The 16,733-nt window shown below is 73.1% G+C and carries 17 protein-coding genes; 13 read left to right on the top strand and 4 right to left on the bottom strand.

The window, feature by feature from the left end:
- Nucleotides 1–52: 52 nt before the first annotated feature.
- The 3 genes from M6G08_RS05230 to M6G08_RS05220 all read right to left on the bottom strand — a co-directional run bounded on the left by M6G08_RS05230 (nucleotide 53) and on the right by M6G08_RS05220 (nucleotide 2,604).
- Nucleotides 53–934, bottom strand: coding sequence for an LLM class F420-dependent oxidoreductase (locus M6G08_RS05230; RefSeq protein WP_272586014.1), 882 nt, complete (start codon nucleotides 932–934; stop codon nucleotides 53–55).
- A 111-nt stretch (nucleotides 935–1,045) separates the two neighbouring features.
- The gene (locus M6G08_RS05225) at nucleotides 1,046–1,528 is read right to left on the bottom strand and encodes a heme-degrading domain-containing protein (RefSeq protein WP_272586013.1); all 483 of its coding nucleotides are present in this window, start codon (nucleotides 1,526–1,528) and stop codon (nucleotides 1,046–1,048) included.
- Nucleotides 1,525–2,604, bottom strand: a complete 1,080-nt coding sequence (locus tag M6G08_RS05220) for a Gfo/Idh/MocA family oxidoreductase (protein ID WP_272586012.1) — start codon at nucleotides 2,602–2,604, stop codon at nucleotides 1,525–1,527. Before M6G08_RS05220 ends, M6G08_RS05225 begins: the two co-directional genes overlap by 4 nt.
- Before the next feature lie 110 nt (nucleotides 2,605–2,714).
- Between M6G08_RS05220 and M6G08_RS05215 the strand changes: the two genes are divergently transcribed.
- The gene (locus M6G08_RS05215; RefSeq protein WP_443049004.1) at nucleotides 2,715–3,881 is read left to right on the top strand and encodes an ROK family transcriptional regulator; all 1,167 of its coding nucleotides are present in this window, start codon (nucleotides 2,715–2,717) and stop codon (nucleotides 3,879–3,881) included.
- Between the two features lie 41 nt (nucleotides 3,882–3,922).
- Here M6G08_RS05215 and M6G08_RS05210 read toward each other — a convergent pair whose 3' ends face one another.
- Nucleotides 3,923–5,449: a PQQ-dependent sugar dehydrogenase gene (locus M6G08_RS05210; RefSeq protein WP_272586011.1), complete on the bottom strand. Its 1,527-nt coding sequence runs from the start codon at nucleotides 5,447–5,449 to the stop codon at nucleotides 3,923–3,925.
- A gap of 283 nt (nucleotides 5,450–5,732) precedes the next feature.
- Between M6G08_RS05210 and M6G08_RS05205 the strand changes: the two genes are divergently transcribed.
- The 12 genes from M6G08_RS05205 (at nucleotide 5,733) to M6G08_RS05150 (ending at nucleotide 16,673) form a co-directional block, all read left to right on the top strand.
- Nucleotides 5,733–6,638 (top strand): hypothetical protein, encoded by a 906-nt coding sequence (locus tag M6G08_RS05205; protein WP_272586010.1) that lies wholly within the window; start codon nucleotides 5,733–5,735, stop codon nucleotides 6,636–6,638.
- 50 nt (nucleotides 6,639–6,688) lie between these two features.
- Entirely contained in the window at nucleotides 6,689–7,444 is a 756-nt protein-coding gene (locus tag M6G08_RS05200; RefSeq protein WP_272586009.1) for a GntR family transcriptional regulator, read from the top strand.
- Between the two features lie 111 nt (nucleotides 7,445–7,555).
- Entirely contained in the window at nucleotides 7,556–8,701 is a 1,146-nt protein-coding gene (locus M6G08_RS05195; protein ID WP_272586008.1) for a TIGR03364 family FAD-dependent oxidoreductase, read from the top strand.
- 7 nt (nucleotides 8,702–8,708) lie between these two features.
- The gene (locus tag M6G08_RS05190) at nucleotides 8,709–9,413 is read left to right on the top strand and encodes an HAD family hydrolase (RefSeq protein WP_272586007.1); all 705 of its coding nucleotides are present in this window, start codon (nucleotides 8,709–8,711) and stop codon (nucleotides 9,411–9,413) included.
- Nucleotides 9,413–10,477 carry an ABC transporter ATP-binding protein gene (locus M6G08_RS05185; RefSeq protein ID WP_272586006.1) on the top strand — a complete coding sequence of 355 codons (1,065 nt, stop codon included), beginning with the start codon at nucleotides 9,413–9,415 and terminating at the stop codon, nucleotides 10,475–10,477. Before M6G08_RS05190 ends, M6G08_RS05185 begins: the two co-directional genes overlap by 1 nt.
- Nucleotides 10,470–11,375 carry a 2-aminoethylphosphonate ABC transporter permease subunit gene (locus M6G08_RS05180; protein WP_272586005.1) on the top strand — a complete coding sequence of 302 codons (906 nt, stop codon included), beginning with the start codon at nucleotides 10,470–10,472 and terminating at the stop codon, nucleotides 11,373–11,375. The genes M6G08_RS05185 and M6G08_RS05180 overlap by 8 nt, the downstream gene beginning before the upstream one ends.
- Nucleotides 11,362–12,159, top strand: a complete 798-nt coding sequence (locus M6G08_RS05175) for an ABC transporter permease (protein ID WP_272586004.1) — start codon at nucleotides 11,362–11,364, stop codon at nucleotides 12,157–12,159. The genes M6G08_RS05180 and M6G08_RS05175 overlap by 14 nt, the downstream gene beginning before the upstream one ends.
- A gap of 46 nt (nucleotides 12,160–12,205) precedes the next feature.
- A complete protein-coding gene (locus M6G08_RS05170; RefSeq protein ID WP_272586002.1) occupies nucleotides 12,206–13,258 on the top strand; it encodes a 2-aminoethylphosphonate ABC transporter substrate-binding protein in 1,053 nt (350 codons plus the stop codon).
- A 129-nt stretch (nucleotides 13,259–13,387) separates the two neighbouring features.
- Nucleotides 13,388–14,167: an HAD-IIA family hydrolase gene (locus M6G08_RS05165; RefSeq protein ID WP_272586001.1), complete on the top strand. Its 780-nt coding sequence runs from the start codon at nucleotides 13,388–13,390 to the stop codon at nucleotides 14,165–14,167.
- 121 nt (nucleotides 14,168–14,288) lie between these two features.
- Nucleotides 14,289–14,852, top strand: a complete 564-nt coding sequence (locus tag M6G08_RS05160) for a hypothetical protein (protein ID WP_272586000.1) — start codon at nucleotides 14,289–14,291, stop codon at nucleotides 14,850–14,852.
- A 2-nt stretch (nucleotides 14,853–14,854) separates the two neighbouring features.
- Nucleotides 14,855–15,550 (top strand): class F sortase, encoded by a 696-nt coding sequence (locus M6G08_RS05155; protein WP_272585999.1) that lies wholly within the window; start codon nucleotides 14,855–14,857, stop codon nucleotides 15,548–15,550.
- A 79-nt stretch (nucleotides 15,551–15,629) separates the two neighbouring features.
- Nucleotides 15,630–16,673 (top strand): glycoside hydrolase family 6 protein, encoded by a 1,044-nt coding sequence (locus M6G08_RS05150; protein WP_272585998.1) that lies wholly within the window; start codon nucleotides 15,630–15,632, stop codon nucleotides 16,671–16,673.
- Nucleotides 16,674–16,733 lie beyond the last annotated feature (60 nt).

Genomic DNA, 16,733 nt, shown 5'->3' with positions numbered 1-16,733 from the left:
GTCCGCGACGAGCCGTGCGCCGGCCGCGGGGCAGCCGCCCCGCGGCCGGCGTTCACTTCAGGAGCGAGGCGAGCCGGCGCCAGCCCTCCCTGGGCAGGGACGTCATGTCGTCCTCCACCAGCTGGAGGGCGACGTGGTCCGCGCCCGCCTCGTGGAACGCGTCGACGCGGGCCCGGATCGCGGACTCGTCGCCCCAGGCGAAGACGGCGTCGATGAGGCGGTCGCTGCCGCCGCCGGTGACGTCGGCGTCGGTGAAGCCGAGGTTGAGGAAGTTCCTGGTGTAGTTCGGGAGCTCCAGGTAGCGGCCGAGGTAGGCGCGGGCGGTCGCGCGGGCCCGGGACGGGTCGGACTCGAGGACCACCTTGAACTCCGGGGCCAGCAACGGGCCCCCGCCCAGCCGCTCGCGGGCCTGCGCCGTGTGCTCGGGGGTGACCAGGTACGGGATCGCGCCCGCCGCCCGGTCCCGGGACAGCTCCAGCATCTTCGGGCCGAGCGCCGCCAGCACGCGGTGGCCGGGCCGCACGCCCGCCCTGTCGAGGTCGTCGAGGTAGCCGACCATCGTCGAGTACGGGCGGCTGTAGCCCTCGACGCGGGGGCCGTGGCTCACGCCGAGGCCGAGGACGAAGCGGCCGGGGTGGGCCACCTCCAGCTCGGCGAAGCGGGCCGCGCTCTCGGAGGCCTGGTGCTCCCAGATGCTCTGGATGCTGGTGCCGACGACGATGCGCTCACTCGCCTCGATCAGCGGGGCCGCGTCCCGGGCGGAGGTGTTGCCGCCCAGCCACACGGCGCCGAACCCGAGCCGTTCCAGCTCGGCGACGGCCCCGGTCCGTTCGTCACGGCGGTCCGGGTCGTCGGCGCGCAGGGCCGCGCTCCAGACGCCGTACCGTCCGACCGATTCCTTCAGGGCCTTCGGTGAAGCCGTCGCGTCGTTCATCGGTTGAGATCCCTTCGGTGGGCACCGTGATCATCCTGCGTACCTGCCTGCCAACCACGGGTACCCACCGCTCATTCCCCGACCACGCGGGGGAGGGAGCCTGAAGAGGTCCTACTCGCCCAGGAAGCGTTCCAGCGCCTCCACCACCAGCCGGTGGTCCTCCACCTGCGGCAGCCCGGACACCGTCACCGCGCCGACCACTCCGACGCCGGCCACGGTGACCGGGAAGGAGCCGCCGTGGGCCGCGTAGGTGTCGGGGTCGAGGCGCGAGGACTCCTCGAACGTCGTGCCCTTGGCCCGGAAACGGGAACCGACCAGGTAGGACGCGGAACCGTACCGCTCCACCACGCGGCGCTTGCGGGCGATCCAGGCGTCGTTGTCGGGGGTCGAGCCGGGCAGGGCGGCGTGGAAGAGCTGCTGGCCGGCCCGGTGGATGTCGATGGCGACCGGCGCTTCGCGCTCCCGGGCCAGCTCGACCAGGAGGGAGCCCAGCGCCCACGCGTCGTCGTGGGTGAACCGGCGGAAGACCAGGCGGCGTTCCTGCGCCTCCAGTTCCGCCACGGCCGGGGCGGCGGTGTCGGGGGAGGGGCTCACAGGGCCACCGCCACTCCGTCGCGGGCGGACGTGCGGGCCGCCTCCAGTACGTCCAGGGCGGCGGCCGCCTCACGGACGCCGACCGGGTTCGGGCCGCCCTCGCGCAGGGCCCTCGCCACCGCCGCGTAGTACGCGGGGTAGTCGCCCGGCACGGTCGCCGCCACGCTTCCGCCGCCGGTCACCGGGGACTCCCCGGCGCCCACCCGGCCCCACAGCGACTCGTCCTCCTCGCCCCAGCCTGGGCCGGGCCGCTTGCCCTCGCGCAGCGCCGCCTCCTGCGGGTCCAGGCCGTGCTTGACGTACCCGGCCTTGGAGCCCAGGACGCGGAAGCGCGGGCCGAGCTGGGCGGCGGTGGAGGAGACGTAGAGGTGGGAGCGGACACCGTTCGCGTGCGTGATCGCGATGAACGTGTCGTCGTCGGCCTCGGCGCCCGCGCGGCGCACGACCGACTCGGCGTACACCTGGGTGGCCGGGCCGAACAGGACGAGGGCCTGGTCGACGACGTGGCTGCCGAGGTCGTACAGCAGCCCCCCGATCTCCGCCGGGTCGCCGGACTCGCGCCAGCCGCCCTTCGGCTTCGGCCGCCAGCGCTCGAAACGGGACTCGAAGCGCCACACGTCGCCCAGGGCGCCCTCGGTGAGCAGCTTGCGCAGGGTCAGGAAGTCGTTGTCCCAGCGGCGGTTCTGGAAGACGGAGAGCAGCAGGCCGCGCTCCTCGGCCAGCTCCGCCAGCTCCCGGGCCTCGGCCGCCGTGCCCGCGACCGGCTTGTCCACGACGACCGGCAGGCCGGCCCGCAGCGCCCGCGTCGCGAGCGGCACGTGGGTCTTGTTCGGCGACGCGATGACGACGAGGTCCAGCTCGGCGGCCCGGTCGAACAGCTCGTCGGGGGTGGCGGCGGTCCGTACGTCCGGGAACTCGGCGCGGGCCTGCTGCTGCCGGTCGGCGTTCGAGGTGACCACCGTGTCCAGGACCAGGCCCTCGGTGGCGGCGATCAGCGGGGCGTGGAAGACGGAGCCCGCGAGTCCGTAGCCGACGAGGCCGACGCGCAGGGGGCTGCCGGGAGGAGTACCAGTCATGGCACCCACTTTCGCAACGGTGTTGCCAAAGTGCAAGCGCCGGGGACAATGGGGGCGTGAAGAGGAGCAGCGGAGGAGGCACGGGTACGGGCGCGGGTGCGGTCCCCGGGGTGGCCGGGGTCACCGGGGTCACCGGGGTCACCGGGGGTGGGGTGTTGGGCGTTGCGGGCGGGGCCAATCTGCTCGCCCTGCGCAGCCACAACACCGCGCTGGTGCTCGACCTGCTGCGCACCGCCGGTGCCGACGGGATCAGCCGGCTCGAGCTCGCCGAGCGGACCGGGCTCACCCCGCAGGCGGTCAGCAAGATCACCGCCCGGCTCCGGGCGGACGGCCTCGCCGCCGAGGCGGGACGCCGTGCGTCCACGGGAGGCAAGCCGCGTACGGTACTGCGCCTGGTCCCCGAGGCGGGCCACGCGATCGGCGTGCACCTGGACCGGGACGAGCTGCGGGCGGTGCTGGTCGATCTCGACGGTGCGGTGGTGGGGGAGCGGCGTTCCGCGCTGGATCTGGGGGCGGGGGCACGGGCCGTGGTGGAGGGGGTGGCGCGGGCGGCGCGGGAGCTGGTCGTGGGTGCCGCGCTGCGGCCCTTGGACGATGCGCTCGCCGCCGTTCCCGGTCTGCTCGGTCTCGGTGTCGCTCTTCCCGGCCCGCTCGACCACGTCCGGGGCGTGCTGCACCGCGTCACCGGTTTCCCGGAGTGGGACGGGTTCCCGTTGCGGGACGCGCTGGCGCGGCGGCTCGGGCTGCCGGTCGTCGTCGACAAGGACACCAACGCGGCGGCGCTCGGCCTCGCGGTCGGCGGCGAGGGCGGCTCGTTCGCCTACCTGCACCTCGGTACAGGACTCGGCGCCGGTCTGGTGATCGGCGGGGGCGTGCACCGGGGCGCCCGGACCGGCGCGGGCGAGTTCGGGCACCAGGTGATCCAGCTGGACGGCCCTCCCTGCACCTGCGGCGCCCGTGGCTGCACCGAGGCCCTGTGCCTGGCCGCCGTCGCCCGTGGTGACCTCGCGGAGGCGGCCAGGGTGCTGGGCACGGGCGCCGCGAACCTCGCCGGGCTGCTGGACATCGACCTGGTCCTGCTCGGCGGCCGTACCGTCGCCGCCGCACCCGAGGCGTTCGTCCACGGGGTCGGTGCCGTCCTGGCCGCCCGCGCCCGGCGCGAGGGCGGTCAGGACGGCGCCGTACCGGTGCGGATCGCGCCCGGCGGGACGCGCGGGGTGGCGGAGGGCGCCGCCCAGTTGCTGATCGCTCCGCTCTTCGGGCGGGGCGACGGCTGACGGGCCCGGACCGACACCCGGCGGCTCAGCGGGTCGGCCGCTCAGCGGCCCACCGCGCACGCGTCCCCGTTGAGCGTGAACCGCGGTGGCGGCGACGCGTCCCCGGTGTGCTCCGCCAGGTAGCCCAGCGTGACGCTCGCGCCCGGCGCGATCGCCGCGTTGTGCGGGGCGTTGGCCGCCGAGACCGTGTTGCTGCCCTGGGTCAGCTCCGTGTTCCAGTCGGAGACGACCGTCTGCCCGAGGGGCAAGGGGAACGCGAGCGTCCAGCCGCTGACCGGGGTGTCGCCCGTGTTGGTGACGGTGAGGTCGACCGTCGTGCCGGTGCCCCAGGAGGTCACCGTCCGGTCCACCCGACAGGTCGGCTCCTCCCGTGCGAACGACACCCGGTGCAGGCCGCCCGGCAGGTCGTTGACCACGTAGAACTCCCCGTCGACGGTCGTACCGACCGACGTCACCTGCGTGGGCATCTCCCCGATCTCGGCCTGCTCGTAGCCGCCCCGGCCGTCGGGACGCAGCGCCCACACGGTGGACGAGCAGTAGTCGGTGGCGATGTACACGCCGCCGACCAGATCGGCGTACTCCCGGCCCCGGTAGACATGACCGCCGATGACGGAACAGCCGCCGGTGTACGGGGAGTAGGTGAAGACCGGCTCGGTGTACTGCCCGCCGGGCGCGCAGTCGCCGCCCTCGAACCTCTCCAGGCCCTCGTAGCAGGACCAGCCCAGGTTCAGCCCGCCCTGCCCGGCGGGGAGGTGATCGATCTCCTCCCAGCGGCCCTGGCCGACGTCGCCGATCCACATCGAGCCGTCGGCGCGGTCGAAGGAGAAGCGCCACGGGTTGCGCAGGCCGTACAGCCAGATCTCCGGGCGGGCTCCGGGGGTGTCGACGAAGGGGTTGTCGTCGGGTACGCAGTACGCGAGCGGAGCGCAGGCGCGGCTCACGTCGATGCGCATGATCTTGCCCAGCAGGGTGTCCAGCCGCTGGCCGGAGCGGAACGGGTCCCCGGAGCCGCCGCCGTCGCCGATGCTCCAGTACAGGTGGCCGTCGGGGCCGAAGGCGAGCTGGCCGCCGTTGTGGTTGCTGTACTCGGCGTGCGGCTGGGCGAGCAGGGGCTCCAGACGGGATTCGTCGAGCCGGTAGCGGGCGAGGGTGACCGCGCCGTCGGGCAGCGCGGTGTACGCCAGGTACAGGTCGCGGCTGTCGGCGAAGTCCGGCGGGAGGGCGATGCCGAGCAGGCCGCGCTCGTTGCCCGACTCGTCCACGGCCGAGGTGATGTCGAGCAGCGGGGCGGAGGCCAGGCCGGTGTCCGGGTGGTAGACGCGGACCCGGCCGGGCTTCTCGGTGATGAAGAGCCGGTCCGTGCCGTCGTCGGGGGCGACGAGGGCGGTGGGCCGTCTCAGCCCGGAGGCGACCTGGGTGGTGGTGGCGCTGAGGGAGGGGAGGGGGACCGGCGGCGCGGCCGCGCTCGCGGCTGCGGCGGGCAGCGGGGTGAGGGTCGTCAGGAGGAGGGCCGGGACGGCCAGGAGGAGGGTGCTCAGGAGTAGCGCCAGACGGCGCCCCGGTCGCAAGGGATGGCGGTCATGAAGGTCATGTATATGACAAGGGGGCATCGGGGTCCTCTCGGTCCTCTTGGTCCTCTTGGAGTATGGGAGCGCTCCCGCCCCTCAGGCTGGGGCTCGTGAAGCGGCGCGGCAACACGCGATCGCGCCACTTTCGCGCCGTCTGGCGCAAACGGTGCCGGGCGACCCACCGGACGCCGCCGCCGGTCGAGGGGTGTCCGTCCGCCATCCGGGCGTCCTGGCCCGAATGGCGGTGTCCGCGACCGCGATTCACCGGCACGCTCATGTGTTTATGCGACTGTTCACGCCCGTGTCCCCCTGCCTGGTGGCGGCAGCCGCCCTCCTCGTCGCCTCCGCGCCCGCCACCCCCGCGCACGCGGACCCGCGGGCCCCGCTGCCCGCCTGCACGGCCCCGGACGACCACACCTTCCCCCTCACCACCCGCGTCCACGGCGGGCCCGCCGCCTACGAGGCGGGCGGCGGCTACGGCACCTGGTACCTGGACCTCACCAACACGACCTCCCGCACCTGCGAGGGCATCCACCCGGTCGTCGTCCTGGTCGACGAGAAACGGACGCTGGAGCCGTCCCAGCCCCGCCTGGAGTTCTACGACGGGGGCCGGCCGTACCCCGTCACCTTCGAGCCGACCGACCGGGACGAACTGATCGGCGCCTTCGGCGACAGCGGGAGCGAGGCCGGGAGCGGGAGCCTTTCCGGCTTCCCGGGCTTCACCGTAGGCCCCGGCGAGACCGTCACCGTCAAGGTGCGGCTCGCGCTCACCTCGGACGCCGAGGCCGACGAGGTCACCGCCAACGCCGCCGTCGTCCAGCGCCGTGGCGGCGACGGCGAGTGGATCGGCCAGTCGAACGACTACCGCTTCCGCATCCGCGACGGCGAACCGGCCGACCCCTCGCCCACGGACCCCGGCGGCGAGTCGTCCACCGGCCCGAGCACCCACCCGAGCACCGGCCCGAGCGCCGACCCCGCCACCCCCTCCGACCCCGCCACCCCCTCCGACCCCGCCACCCCCTCCGACCCCGCCGCCCCCACCATCCCGGACGACCAGAACACCGCCCCGCCCTCCGCCGACGAACTCGCCGGTACCGGAATCGGCCGGGTCGACGCCGCCCTGGGTACCACCGTCCTGCTTGTCGCCGCCGGTGGCGCGGCGGTGCTGCTGGCCCGCCGGCGCCGCTGACCGGCACTCCCCGACCGCTGCCCGACACCCCCGTCTGCGAACATCCCTGCGTGGACTACCCGAACGACCAGGCCCCGGGCGCCCCCGTCCGCTCCGGGATCCCGGAGCACGGACGCGTGCCGAAGTACTACGCCGTCAAGGCGCGGATCGACCGACTCGTCGGCGAGCTGGGGGAGGGCAGCGCCATCCCCACCGAACGGGACCTCTCCGAGCGGTACGAGGTCGCCCGCGAGACCGTGCGGCAGGCCCTGCGCGAACTCGTCCTGGAGGGAAAGCTGCGCCGGCAGGGGCGCGGCACCGTCGTCGCGGGCCCCAAGCTGGAGCAGCCGCTGTCCCTGGCCAGCTACACCGAGGGCGTCCGGCGCCAGGGCCGTACCCCCGGCCGCGCGCTCGTCACCCTCGACCGCTTCCCCTGCCCCGACGCGCTCGCCGCCGAGACCGGCCTCACGCGCGGGGAGCCGGTCTGGCACCTGGAGCGGGTGCTGCTCGCCGACGACGAACGGGTCGGCCTGGAGAGCACCTACGTCTCCGTGGCCCGCGTCCCCGACCTGGACGCCGCCTTCGACCCGGACTCGTCCTTCTACGCCTTCCTCTCCGGGCAGGGCATCGCCTTCGGGGACGCCGACGAACGCATCGAGACGGTGCTCGCCACCCCGCGCGAGGCCCTGCTCATCGGCACCCCGCCGGCCCTCCCGATGCTGCTCATCCACCGTGTCTCCCGGGACACGGAGGGCCGCCCGCTGGAACGCGTGCGGACGCTGTACCGGGGCGACCGCTTCTCCTTCACGACCCGTCTGCACGGCTGAAAGGCGCCGCTCCACCCACTCCACTACAAGTAACGAAAAGATAACGGGTCTAGCCCAAACGTGGCGACCAGTTCACGCTCTCGTAGTCAGCCGGATTCCTCCGGTTCCCCGATGGCAAGGAGCGTGGCGGTCGTGAGAGTGATAGTCGTCGGAGCCGGCGTGGTGGGAACCATGCACGCCTGGCACGCAGTGAACCGCGGCCACGAGGTCGTACAGATCGAGCGCGAGACCGAGGCCCGCGGCGCCTCGCTGCGCAATTTCGGCCAGATCTGGGTCAGTGGCCGCGCGGGCGGCGAGGAGCTGGAGACCGCGCTGCGGGCCCGGGAGCTGTGGGAGGAGATCGGCGCCCGCGTCCCGGCGCTCGGCTTCCGCCCGAACGGCTCCCTGACCCCCGTACGCGGCGACCTGGAGCACGCCGTCGCCGAGGCGGCCGTGGCCCGCCCGGACGCCGCCGCCCGCGGCTACAAGCTGCTCACCCCGGACGAGGCCCGCGCGATCAACCCCGCCCTGCGCGGCGACTTCGACGCGGCCCTGTACTGCGAGCGCGACGCCGCCGTGGAACCGCGCACCGCCCAGCTCGCCCTGCGCGCGGAACTCCGTACGTCCCCGCGCTACACCTTCCTGCCCGGCCGCGAGGTCCGCGAGGTCGTCGGCGAGAGGGCCGTCCGCGACGACCACGGCGACACGCACACCGGCGACGCCGTCGTCCTCGCCACCGGCGCCTGGCTCGGCGGCCTCGTCCGCGAACTGGCCGGGCCCGACCTGCCCGTGCGCCGGGTCCGCCTCCAGATGATGCAGACCGACCCCCTCGGCGAACCGCTGACCACCTCGGTCGCCGACGCCGACAGCTTCCGCTACTACCCGGCGTACGCCTCGCCCGCCCTGGACGAGCTGAACGCCCGGCAGCCGCAGCCCGCCACGGCCGCGGAGCACGCCATGCAGCTGCTGATGGTGCAGCGCGCCGACGGCGGCCTGACCATCGGCGACACCCACGAGTACGAGCACCCCTTCGCCTTCGACACCGTCGAGGACCCCTACGACCACCTCACCGGCGTCGTCGAGTCCCTCCTCGGCCGTCCGCTGCCGAAGATCCGGCGCCGCTGGGCCGGGGTGTACGCGCAGTGCACCGACAAGAGCCGGGTCGTGCACCGGCAGCGGGTGCGCGAGGGGGTCTGGCTGGTCACCGGGCCCGGCGGGCGCGGCATGACCTGCTCGCCCGCGACAGCCGAGACCACCGCGAACGAACTGGGCTGGTGACACCCGCATGACCCCCGTGAATCCGATAGACATCCGCCTCGTCGTCCTCGACATGGCCGGCACCACCGTCGCCGACGGCGGCCTCGTCGAGCGCGCCTTCGACACCGCCGCCCGCGAACTGGGCGTCGAGCCCGGCACCGACGACCACGCCGACAAGCTCTCCTACGTCCGCGCCACCATGGGCGAGTCCAAGATCTCCGTCTTCCGGCACCTGTTCGGCGACGAGGACCGCGCGCGGCAGGCCAACGCCGCCTTCGAGAAGGCGTACGGCGAACTCGTCGACGGCGGCCTGATCACCCCCGTCCCCGGCGCCCGCGAGGCCGTGGAGGAACTCACCGCCGACGGCCGCACCGTCGTCCTCAGCACCGGCTTCGCCCGCGTCACCCAGGACGCCGTCCTCGGCGCGCTCGGCTGGCAGGACCTGGTGCCGCTCACCCTGTGCCCCGCCGACGCGGGCGGGCGCGGACGGCCGTACCCGGACATGGTGCTGGAGGCCTTCCTGCGCACCAAGGCCGCCGACGGCGTACAGCAGGTGGCCGTCGTCGGCGACACCTCGTACGACGTGCTCAGCGGCGTACGGGCCGGCGCCGGACTGGTCGCCGGCGTGCGCACCGGAGCCCACGGCGACGACGCCTTCCACGAGGCGGGCGCCGGCCACGTGCTGGACTCCGTCGCCGGCCTGCCCGCCCTCCTGCGGGGGGCAGCGGGCTGATGAGCACCACAAGCAGCGGCATCCGCTTCGACTCGGTCACCGTCGCCTACGACGGCAACGTCGTCCTGGACGCCCTCGACCTCACCGTCGGACCGGGCGAGGTCATGGCGCTGCTCGGGCCGTCCGGCTCCGGCAAGACCACCGCGCTGCGGGCGGTCGCCGGGTTCGTACGGCCCGCCTCCGGGCGGGTGTACCTCGGCGACCGCGACGTCACCGACCTGCCCCCGCACCGGCGCGGCATCGGCATGGTCGTCCAGCAGTACGCCCTGTTCCCGCACATGCGGGTGGCGGACAACGTCGCCTTCGGCCTGAAGGCCCGCAAGGTCCCCAAGGCCGAGATACACACCCGCGTCGCCGAGGCGCTGGAGATGACCGGCATGGGCGCCTACGCCCGCCGCTACCCGCGCGAGCTCTCCGGCGGTCAGCAGCAGCGCGTCGCCATCGCCCGCGCCCTGGCCATCCGCCCGGACGTCCTGCTCCTCGACGAACCGCTGTCCGCGCTCGACGCCCAGCTCCGTTCCGGCATGCTCGCCGAACTGGCCCGCCTGCACCGCGAGCTGCCCGACGTGTCGATCCTGTACGTCACCCACGACCAGGTCGAGGCCCTCACCCTCGCCGACCGGATCGCCGTGATGGACAGGGCGAGGCTGCGCGCGTGCGGGACGCCGAGGGAGCTGTACCGGGCGCCGGCCGACGCGTTCACGGCTTCCTTCGTGGGCGGCGCGAACCTGCTGCCGGTGAGCGTGGTGGCCGGGGGAGTGTCCTTCGGGGACGCGGAGATCAAGGTCGACACGGGGGGTGTCGCCCCGGGGGCGATGGCGACCTTGTGCGTACGGCCGCATCTGGTGGGGCTCGGTGACGGGCCCAACCGGCTCACCGGGACGGTGGGGGAGACCCAGTGGCGGGGGGCCACGCACCGGCTGTACGTCGACGTGGGCGGACACCGGGTCATGGCGGACCTGCGTGAGCTGAAGGCTCCGCCGGTGCACGGGGAGTCGGTGAGTCTGCATTTCTCGTCCGAGGATGCGGTGTTGCTGCCCGCGGGGGTGGTGGACCATGGCTGAAGTTGTCCGTAGGCCGCGGGCCGTGGCTGGCTGGTCGCGCCCGCCCGGCGGCAGCCGGAAATCGAGCACAGCCCCGCGTCCCTGCGGGGCGCTCTTCTGGGCGTTGCCTCCAGTGGCTCTCCTCGCCCTCGTCTTCCTCTACCCCCTCGCCCTCGTCGTCCAGCAGTCCTTCCAGCCCGACACCGGTGGCACCTCGCTGCAGCCGTACGCCGACGTGTTCGCCTCGTACGCTTTCCGTGAGGCGCTGTGGACCACGGTGTGGCTGGCGGTGGCGGCGACCGTCGGCTGTCTGGTGCTCGGGTTCGTGCTCGCGCTGGTCATCGCCTTCGTGCCGTTCCCGGGGTCGAAGGCCGTGGCCCGCTTCATCGACGTCTTCCTGTCCTTCCCGTCCTTCCTGATCACGCTCGCCCTGCTCTTCATCTACGGCACGGTCGGCATGGCCAACGGGGCGTGGACCGACGTGACGGGGGCCGCCGAGGGGCCGTTCCAGTTCCTGACCACGCCGTGGGGGGTGCTGCTCGCGGAGATCACGTACTTCACGCCGTTCGTGATGCGCCCGCTGCTCGCCGCCTTCTCGCAGCTGGACACCGGCCAGCTGGAGGCCGCCAGTTCGCTGGGCGCCCGCGCGCCGCGCATCGTCCGGCAGGTCATCCTGCCGGAGGCGCTGCCCGCCCTCGCGGCCGGCGGCAGCCTGGTCCTCGTCCTGTGCCTGAACGAGTTCGGCATCGTCCTGTTCACCGGCGCCAAGGGCGTCACGACCCTGCCGACGCTCGTCTACGGCAAGGCCATCCTGGAGTCCGACTACCCGGGCGCCTGCGTGGTCGCCGTCGTCAACGTCCTGATCTCCGCGGGCCTCTACGGCCTCTACCGGGTGGTGAGCCGCCGTGCTGGTGCATAGCCGCGCAGCGAGGTGGGCCGTGTGGGCGGTCTTCCTCCTCCTCTTCGTCCCCCTCTTCGCGCTCCCGCTGCTCGTCGTCCTCGGCGCCTCCTTCGCCACCAACTGGTCCAGCGTCCTGCCCTCCGGCTTCACCACCGCCCACTACGAGGCGGCCACCCGCGGCGAGGCCCTGGAGGCGCTCACCACCAGCCTGGTCACCGCCGTCACCGCCAGCCTCCTCGCGCTCGCGACCGGCACCTGGGCGGCGCTCGCGGCGGCGGCCCTGCGCAGGCGGCACCGCAAGGTGCTCGACGCGCTGTTCGTGCTGCCCGTCGCCGTGCCCTCGGTCGTTGTCGGCCTTGCCACCCTGGTGGCCTTCTCGCAGCCGCCGATGCTGCTCAACGGCACCCGCTGGATCGTGATCATCGCCCACTCGGTCCTGGTCACCGCCTTCGCCTACCAGTCGGTGTCCGCGGCCATCACCCGCCTCGACCCCGCCTACGAACAGGCCGCCGCGTCCCTGGGCGCCTCACCGGCGTACGTCCTGTGGCGGGTGAGGCTGCCGCTGCTGCTGCCGTCCCTGACCGCCGCCGCCGGCCTCTGCTTCGCCCTGTCCATGGGCGAGCTGAGCGCCACGATGATGCTCTACCCGCCGGACTGGACCCCGCTGCCGGTCCTGATCTACGCCTCCACCGACCGGGGCGCCCTGTTCACCGGCTCCGCGATCGCCGTCGTCCTGATGGCGGCGACCCTGCTGGTGCTGCTCGCCGTCTCCCGCATCCGCACCCGAGCCTCGTACCGATGAACCGCTGAACCCGCCTCTCACTGACACGCAAGGAGTTCACCTCGCCATGCCCAGAAACGCCCTCAAGCCGCTCGCCGCCCTCGCCGTGCTCGCCGTCCCGCTCACCGCCTGCTCCGGCACCTCCGCCGCCTCCGACGAGAACGTCGTCACCGTCTACAGCGCCGACGGCCTCAAGGGCGAGAACGGCGACGGCTGGTACGACCAGGTGTTCAAGGACTTCGAGAAGAAGACCGGCATCAAGGTCGAGTACGTCGAAGGCGGCTCCGGCGAGATGGTGCAGCGCACCACCCGCGAGAAGCGCAACCCGCAGGCCGACGTCCTCGTCACCCTCCCGCCCTTCATCCAGCAGGCCGACACCAAGGGCCTGCTCCAGAAGTACACCCCCGAGGGCGCCGACCAGGTCAGCGGCGCCGACAAGGCCGCGAACGGCACCTGGACCGCCGTCGTCAACAACTACTTCGGCTTCATCCACAACAAGAAGGAGCTGAAGCAGGCCCCGGCCACCTGGGAGGACCTGCTCGATGCGAAGTACAAGAACAAGCTCCAGTACTCCACGCCCGGCGTCGCCGGCGACGGCACCGCCGTCCTCATCAAGGCCATGCACGACTTCGGCGGCGAGCAGCCCGCCATGGAGTACCTGAAGAAGCTCCAGGCCAACAACGTCGGCCCGTCCGCCTCCACCGGCAAGCTCGCCCCCAAGGTCGACAAGGGCGAACTCCTCGTCGCCAACGGGGACGTCCAGATGAACTTCGCCCAGTCCAAGTCCATGCCGAACCTCGGCATCTGGTTCCCGGCCCGCGAGGGCGGCAAGCCCACCACCTTCGCCCTGCCCTACGCGGCCGGGCTCGTGACCGACGCCCCGCACACCGAGAACGGCAAGAAGCTCCTCGACCACATGCTCAGCCGGCAGGCGCAGCAGCAGGTCAGCGAGATCGGCGGCGGCTTCGCGGCCCGCCAGGACGTCAAGGCCACCGACGCCAACGCCATCGCCCTGACCAAGCTGATGGACGGCGTCGAGGTCTTCGAGCCCGACTGGGACGACATCGAGAAGAACCTCACCTCCTACATCGACGCCTGGAAGGAAGCCACCGGGAGCTGAGAAGCCTCCGGAAGCCGAGAAGCCACCGGAAGCTGAGAAGCTCCGGAAGCTGAGACGGGCGTTCCCACAAGATCCCGCGCTGTCTAGGCTGGGGCGCACGCCGGACCACGCAGGCAGGAGATCCCGGACATGGCAGACCGCAAGCCCATCGAGTCGTGGCTCACCGACATGGACGGGGTCCTCATCCACGAGGGTGTGCCGATCCCCGGCGCCGACGCCTTCATCAAGCGGCTCCGGGAGTCCGGCAAGCCCTTCCTGGTCCTCACCAACAACTCCATCTACACCCCGCGCGACCTGCACGCCCGGCTGCGCCGCATGGGCCTGGAGGTGCCGATCGAGTCGATCTGGACGTCGGCGCTGGCCACCGCCCAGTTCCTGGAGGACCAGCGGCCCGGCGGCTCGGCGTACGTCATCGGCGAGGCCGGCCTGACTACCGCCCTGCACGACATCGGCTACATCCTCACCGACCACGACCCCGACTACGTCGTCCTCGGCGAGACCCGCACCTACTCCTTCGAGGCGATGACGAAGGCGGTCCGGCTGATCAACGCCGGCGCCCGTTTCATCTGCACCAACCCCGACGAGACCGGCCCCTCCACCGAGGGGCCGCTCCCGGCGACCGGCGCGGTGGCGGCGCTGATCACCAAGGCGACCGGCAAGCAGCCGTACTTCGCGGGCAAGCCCAACCCGCTGATGATGCGCACCGGGCTCAACGCGATCGGCGCCCACTCCGAGACCAGCGCGATGATCGGCGACCGCATGGACACCGACGTGCTGGCCGGCATGGAGGCCGGGATGCAGACCTTCCTGGTCCTCACCGGCCTGACCCCACCGGAGCAGGTGGAGGACTTCCCGTACCGCCCGTCCAAGGTGGTCGACTCCATCGCGGACCTGGTCGAACGGGTCTGAGACCCGAAAGCCCCGGTAAACCCGCCCGCCCCCGCTGTAACCCGTTCGGAGCAGTCGGGCCCCCGCGCAGGATGCGGGGGCCCCTCCCACGGGGGAGTCTCCAGGTAACTGGAGGTGCACGATGGGCTCACTGAAAGTCACTCTCTGTACCGGAGCTGCGGCGGCTGCGGTACTCGCACCGATCGCTCCGGCCGCGTACGCGGTGGACTCGGGCGGCGTCTCGGTGTCACCGTCCACCCCCGCCCCCGGCAGCGACGTCGAGCTCCGCGTGGCGGACTGCACCGAGAAGACGGCCGTCGCCGTGTCGGCGGCGTTCGTCTCGGACGCCAAGCTCACCCTGGCCGCGAAGGACGGCGTCCTCGTCGGGGCCGGCACGGTCCGCTCCACCATGGCGGCCGGCGCGTACGTCGTCCAGGTCAAGTGCGGTGACGACGCGCGCAAGGGCACCGTCACCGTCGCCGAGCGACAGCGCCCCGCCGCACCCGCCGCACCCGCCTCGCCCGTCGCCCCCGTCGACGCGGGCGGTGGCGGCACCGCGCAGCTCGCCGCCTCCGACAGCCGCGACGAGGCCCGGCCCGAGCCCCCCGGCACGGCGCACACCGTGACCGGTCTGGTCCTCGCCGGCATCGCCGCCGTCGCCGTCGCGCTGCGCGGGGTCCGCAGCCGGAGCCGCGGGGCGGACTGACCATGTCCGAAACGGACGAACAGGACCAGCGACGCCTCGTCGGTTCCGTCGGCCCCGGCGGCCGCCTGGTGACCGGCATCGCCTGGACGGTGCTGCTGCTCGGGCTGTGGCTGTGGGGCCGCGAGGCCACCGACGTGCGCGGGGGCATGTCCGTACCGGCCACCGGCGACATGGCGGCGGCCGGCCGGCCCCCCGACATACCGCTGCCCCCGGCCCACGCGCCCCTCGGCGAGGCCCCGCCGCAGCGCCTCGACATCCCCGGGCTCGGCATCAGCGCCCCCGTCCTGGCCAGCGGCCTGGACACCAAGGGCGCCATCGAAGCCCCGCCCTTCGACCGTCCCGGCTCCGTCGGCTGGTACGCGGACGGCGTGACACCGGGAGCGGCCGGGACCGCGCTCATGGTCGGCCACGTCGACACCGAGACCGAGCCCGCCGTCTTCTACAAGGTCAGCACCCTGGAACCGGGCGCGACGCTCCGCGTGGTCCGTGAGGACGCCGGCGTCGCCGAGTTCACCGTCGACGACGTCCAGGTCCTCACCCGCGACGGCTTCGACGCCCAGCAGGCCTACGGCCCGCGCGGCACCGGCCGCGCCGAGCTCCGCCTGATCACCTGCGGCGGCACCTTCGACCGCGCCACGAACAGCTACACGGCCAACGTGGTGGTCTCGGCGTACCTCACCGGGACGGGCGGCGCGTAGGGGCTGCCTCGGGTCCCTCGTGGGTGCCGGGGGCGTATGTCACGATTGACCCTCCAAACAGTGCACCCAGGGGGGTTGGATGTACGGCAGCAGGGGGGCCGGAACGATGTCCACGAGGCGGGCGTCCGCGGCGGTGCTGGGGGCGGCGCTGCTGCTCGCGGGCTGCTCCTCGTCGGGAGACGGGGACGACGAGGGCAAGGACAAGGCCAGGGACGCGGGGGCCGGGATCACGCAGCAGCCGAAGGAGGCGGATCCGTTCTGGGTCAACCCGGACGGCAACGCGGCCCGGCAGCTGGCGGAGTTGCAGGAGTCCGGCGAGAAGGACCAGGCCGAGCGGATCCGCAAGATCGCCCAGCAGCCGACCGGCGAGTGGATCAGCCCGGAGAACCCCGAGGAGCAGGCCCGCGGCTTCACCGAGGCCGCCGAAGAGGCCGGCCGCACCGCGCTGCTGGTCCTCTACAACATCCCGCACCGCGACTGCGGCCAGTACTCGGGCGGCGGCGCCGCCGACGGCAACGCCTACCGCGACTTCGTCGACGGCGTCGCCAAGGGCATCGGCGACCGCTCCGCGACGGTCATACTGGAGCCGGACGCGGTGCTCCACCTGGTGGACGGCTGCACCCCGGAGCAGTTCCACGAGGAGCGCTACGACCTCCTCGAGGGCGCCGTCGCCAAGCTCTCCGCGCTGGAGAACACCAAGGTCTACCTGGACGCGGGCAACGCCGGCTGGGGACACCCCGACCAGATCTTCGAGCCGCTGAAGCGGGCCGGCATCGACCAGGCCGACGGCTTCTCGGTCAACGTCTCGAACTTCTACACCACCGAGGACTCCATCGCCTACGGCAAGCAGCTCTCCGCCAAGGTCGGCGGCAAGCACTTCGTCATCGACACCAGCCGCAACGGCAACGGCCCCTACACGGAGGGCGACCCGGGCGAACGCTGGTGCAACCCGCCGGGCCGGGCCCTCGGTGAGACCCCGACGACGAAGACCGCCGACCCCCTCGTGGACGCCTACCTGTGGGTCAAGCGCCCAGGAGAGTCGGACGGCGAATGCAAGGGCGGCCCGAAGGCGGGCGAGTGGTGGCCGGAGTACGCCTTGAAACTGGCCGAGGGCACTGGATGACGCCGGGTTCCCCGCGCCCCGAAGGGGCGCGGGGCTGTGGCATATGGGGCTACCGCCGCG

The organism is Streptomyces sp. M92, assembly GCF_028473745.1.
Lineage (GTDB): Bacteria > Actinomycetota > Actinomycetes > Streptomycetales > Streptomycetaceae > Streptomyces.
This window is presented reverse-complemented; position numbering and strand designations above follow the sequence as displayed.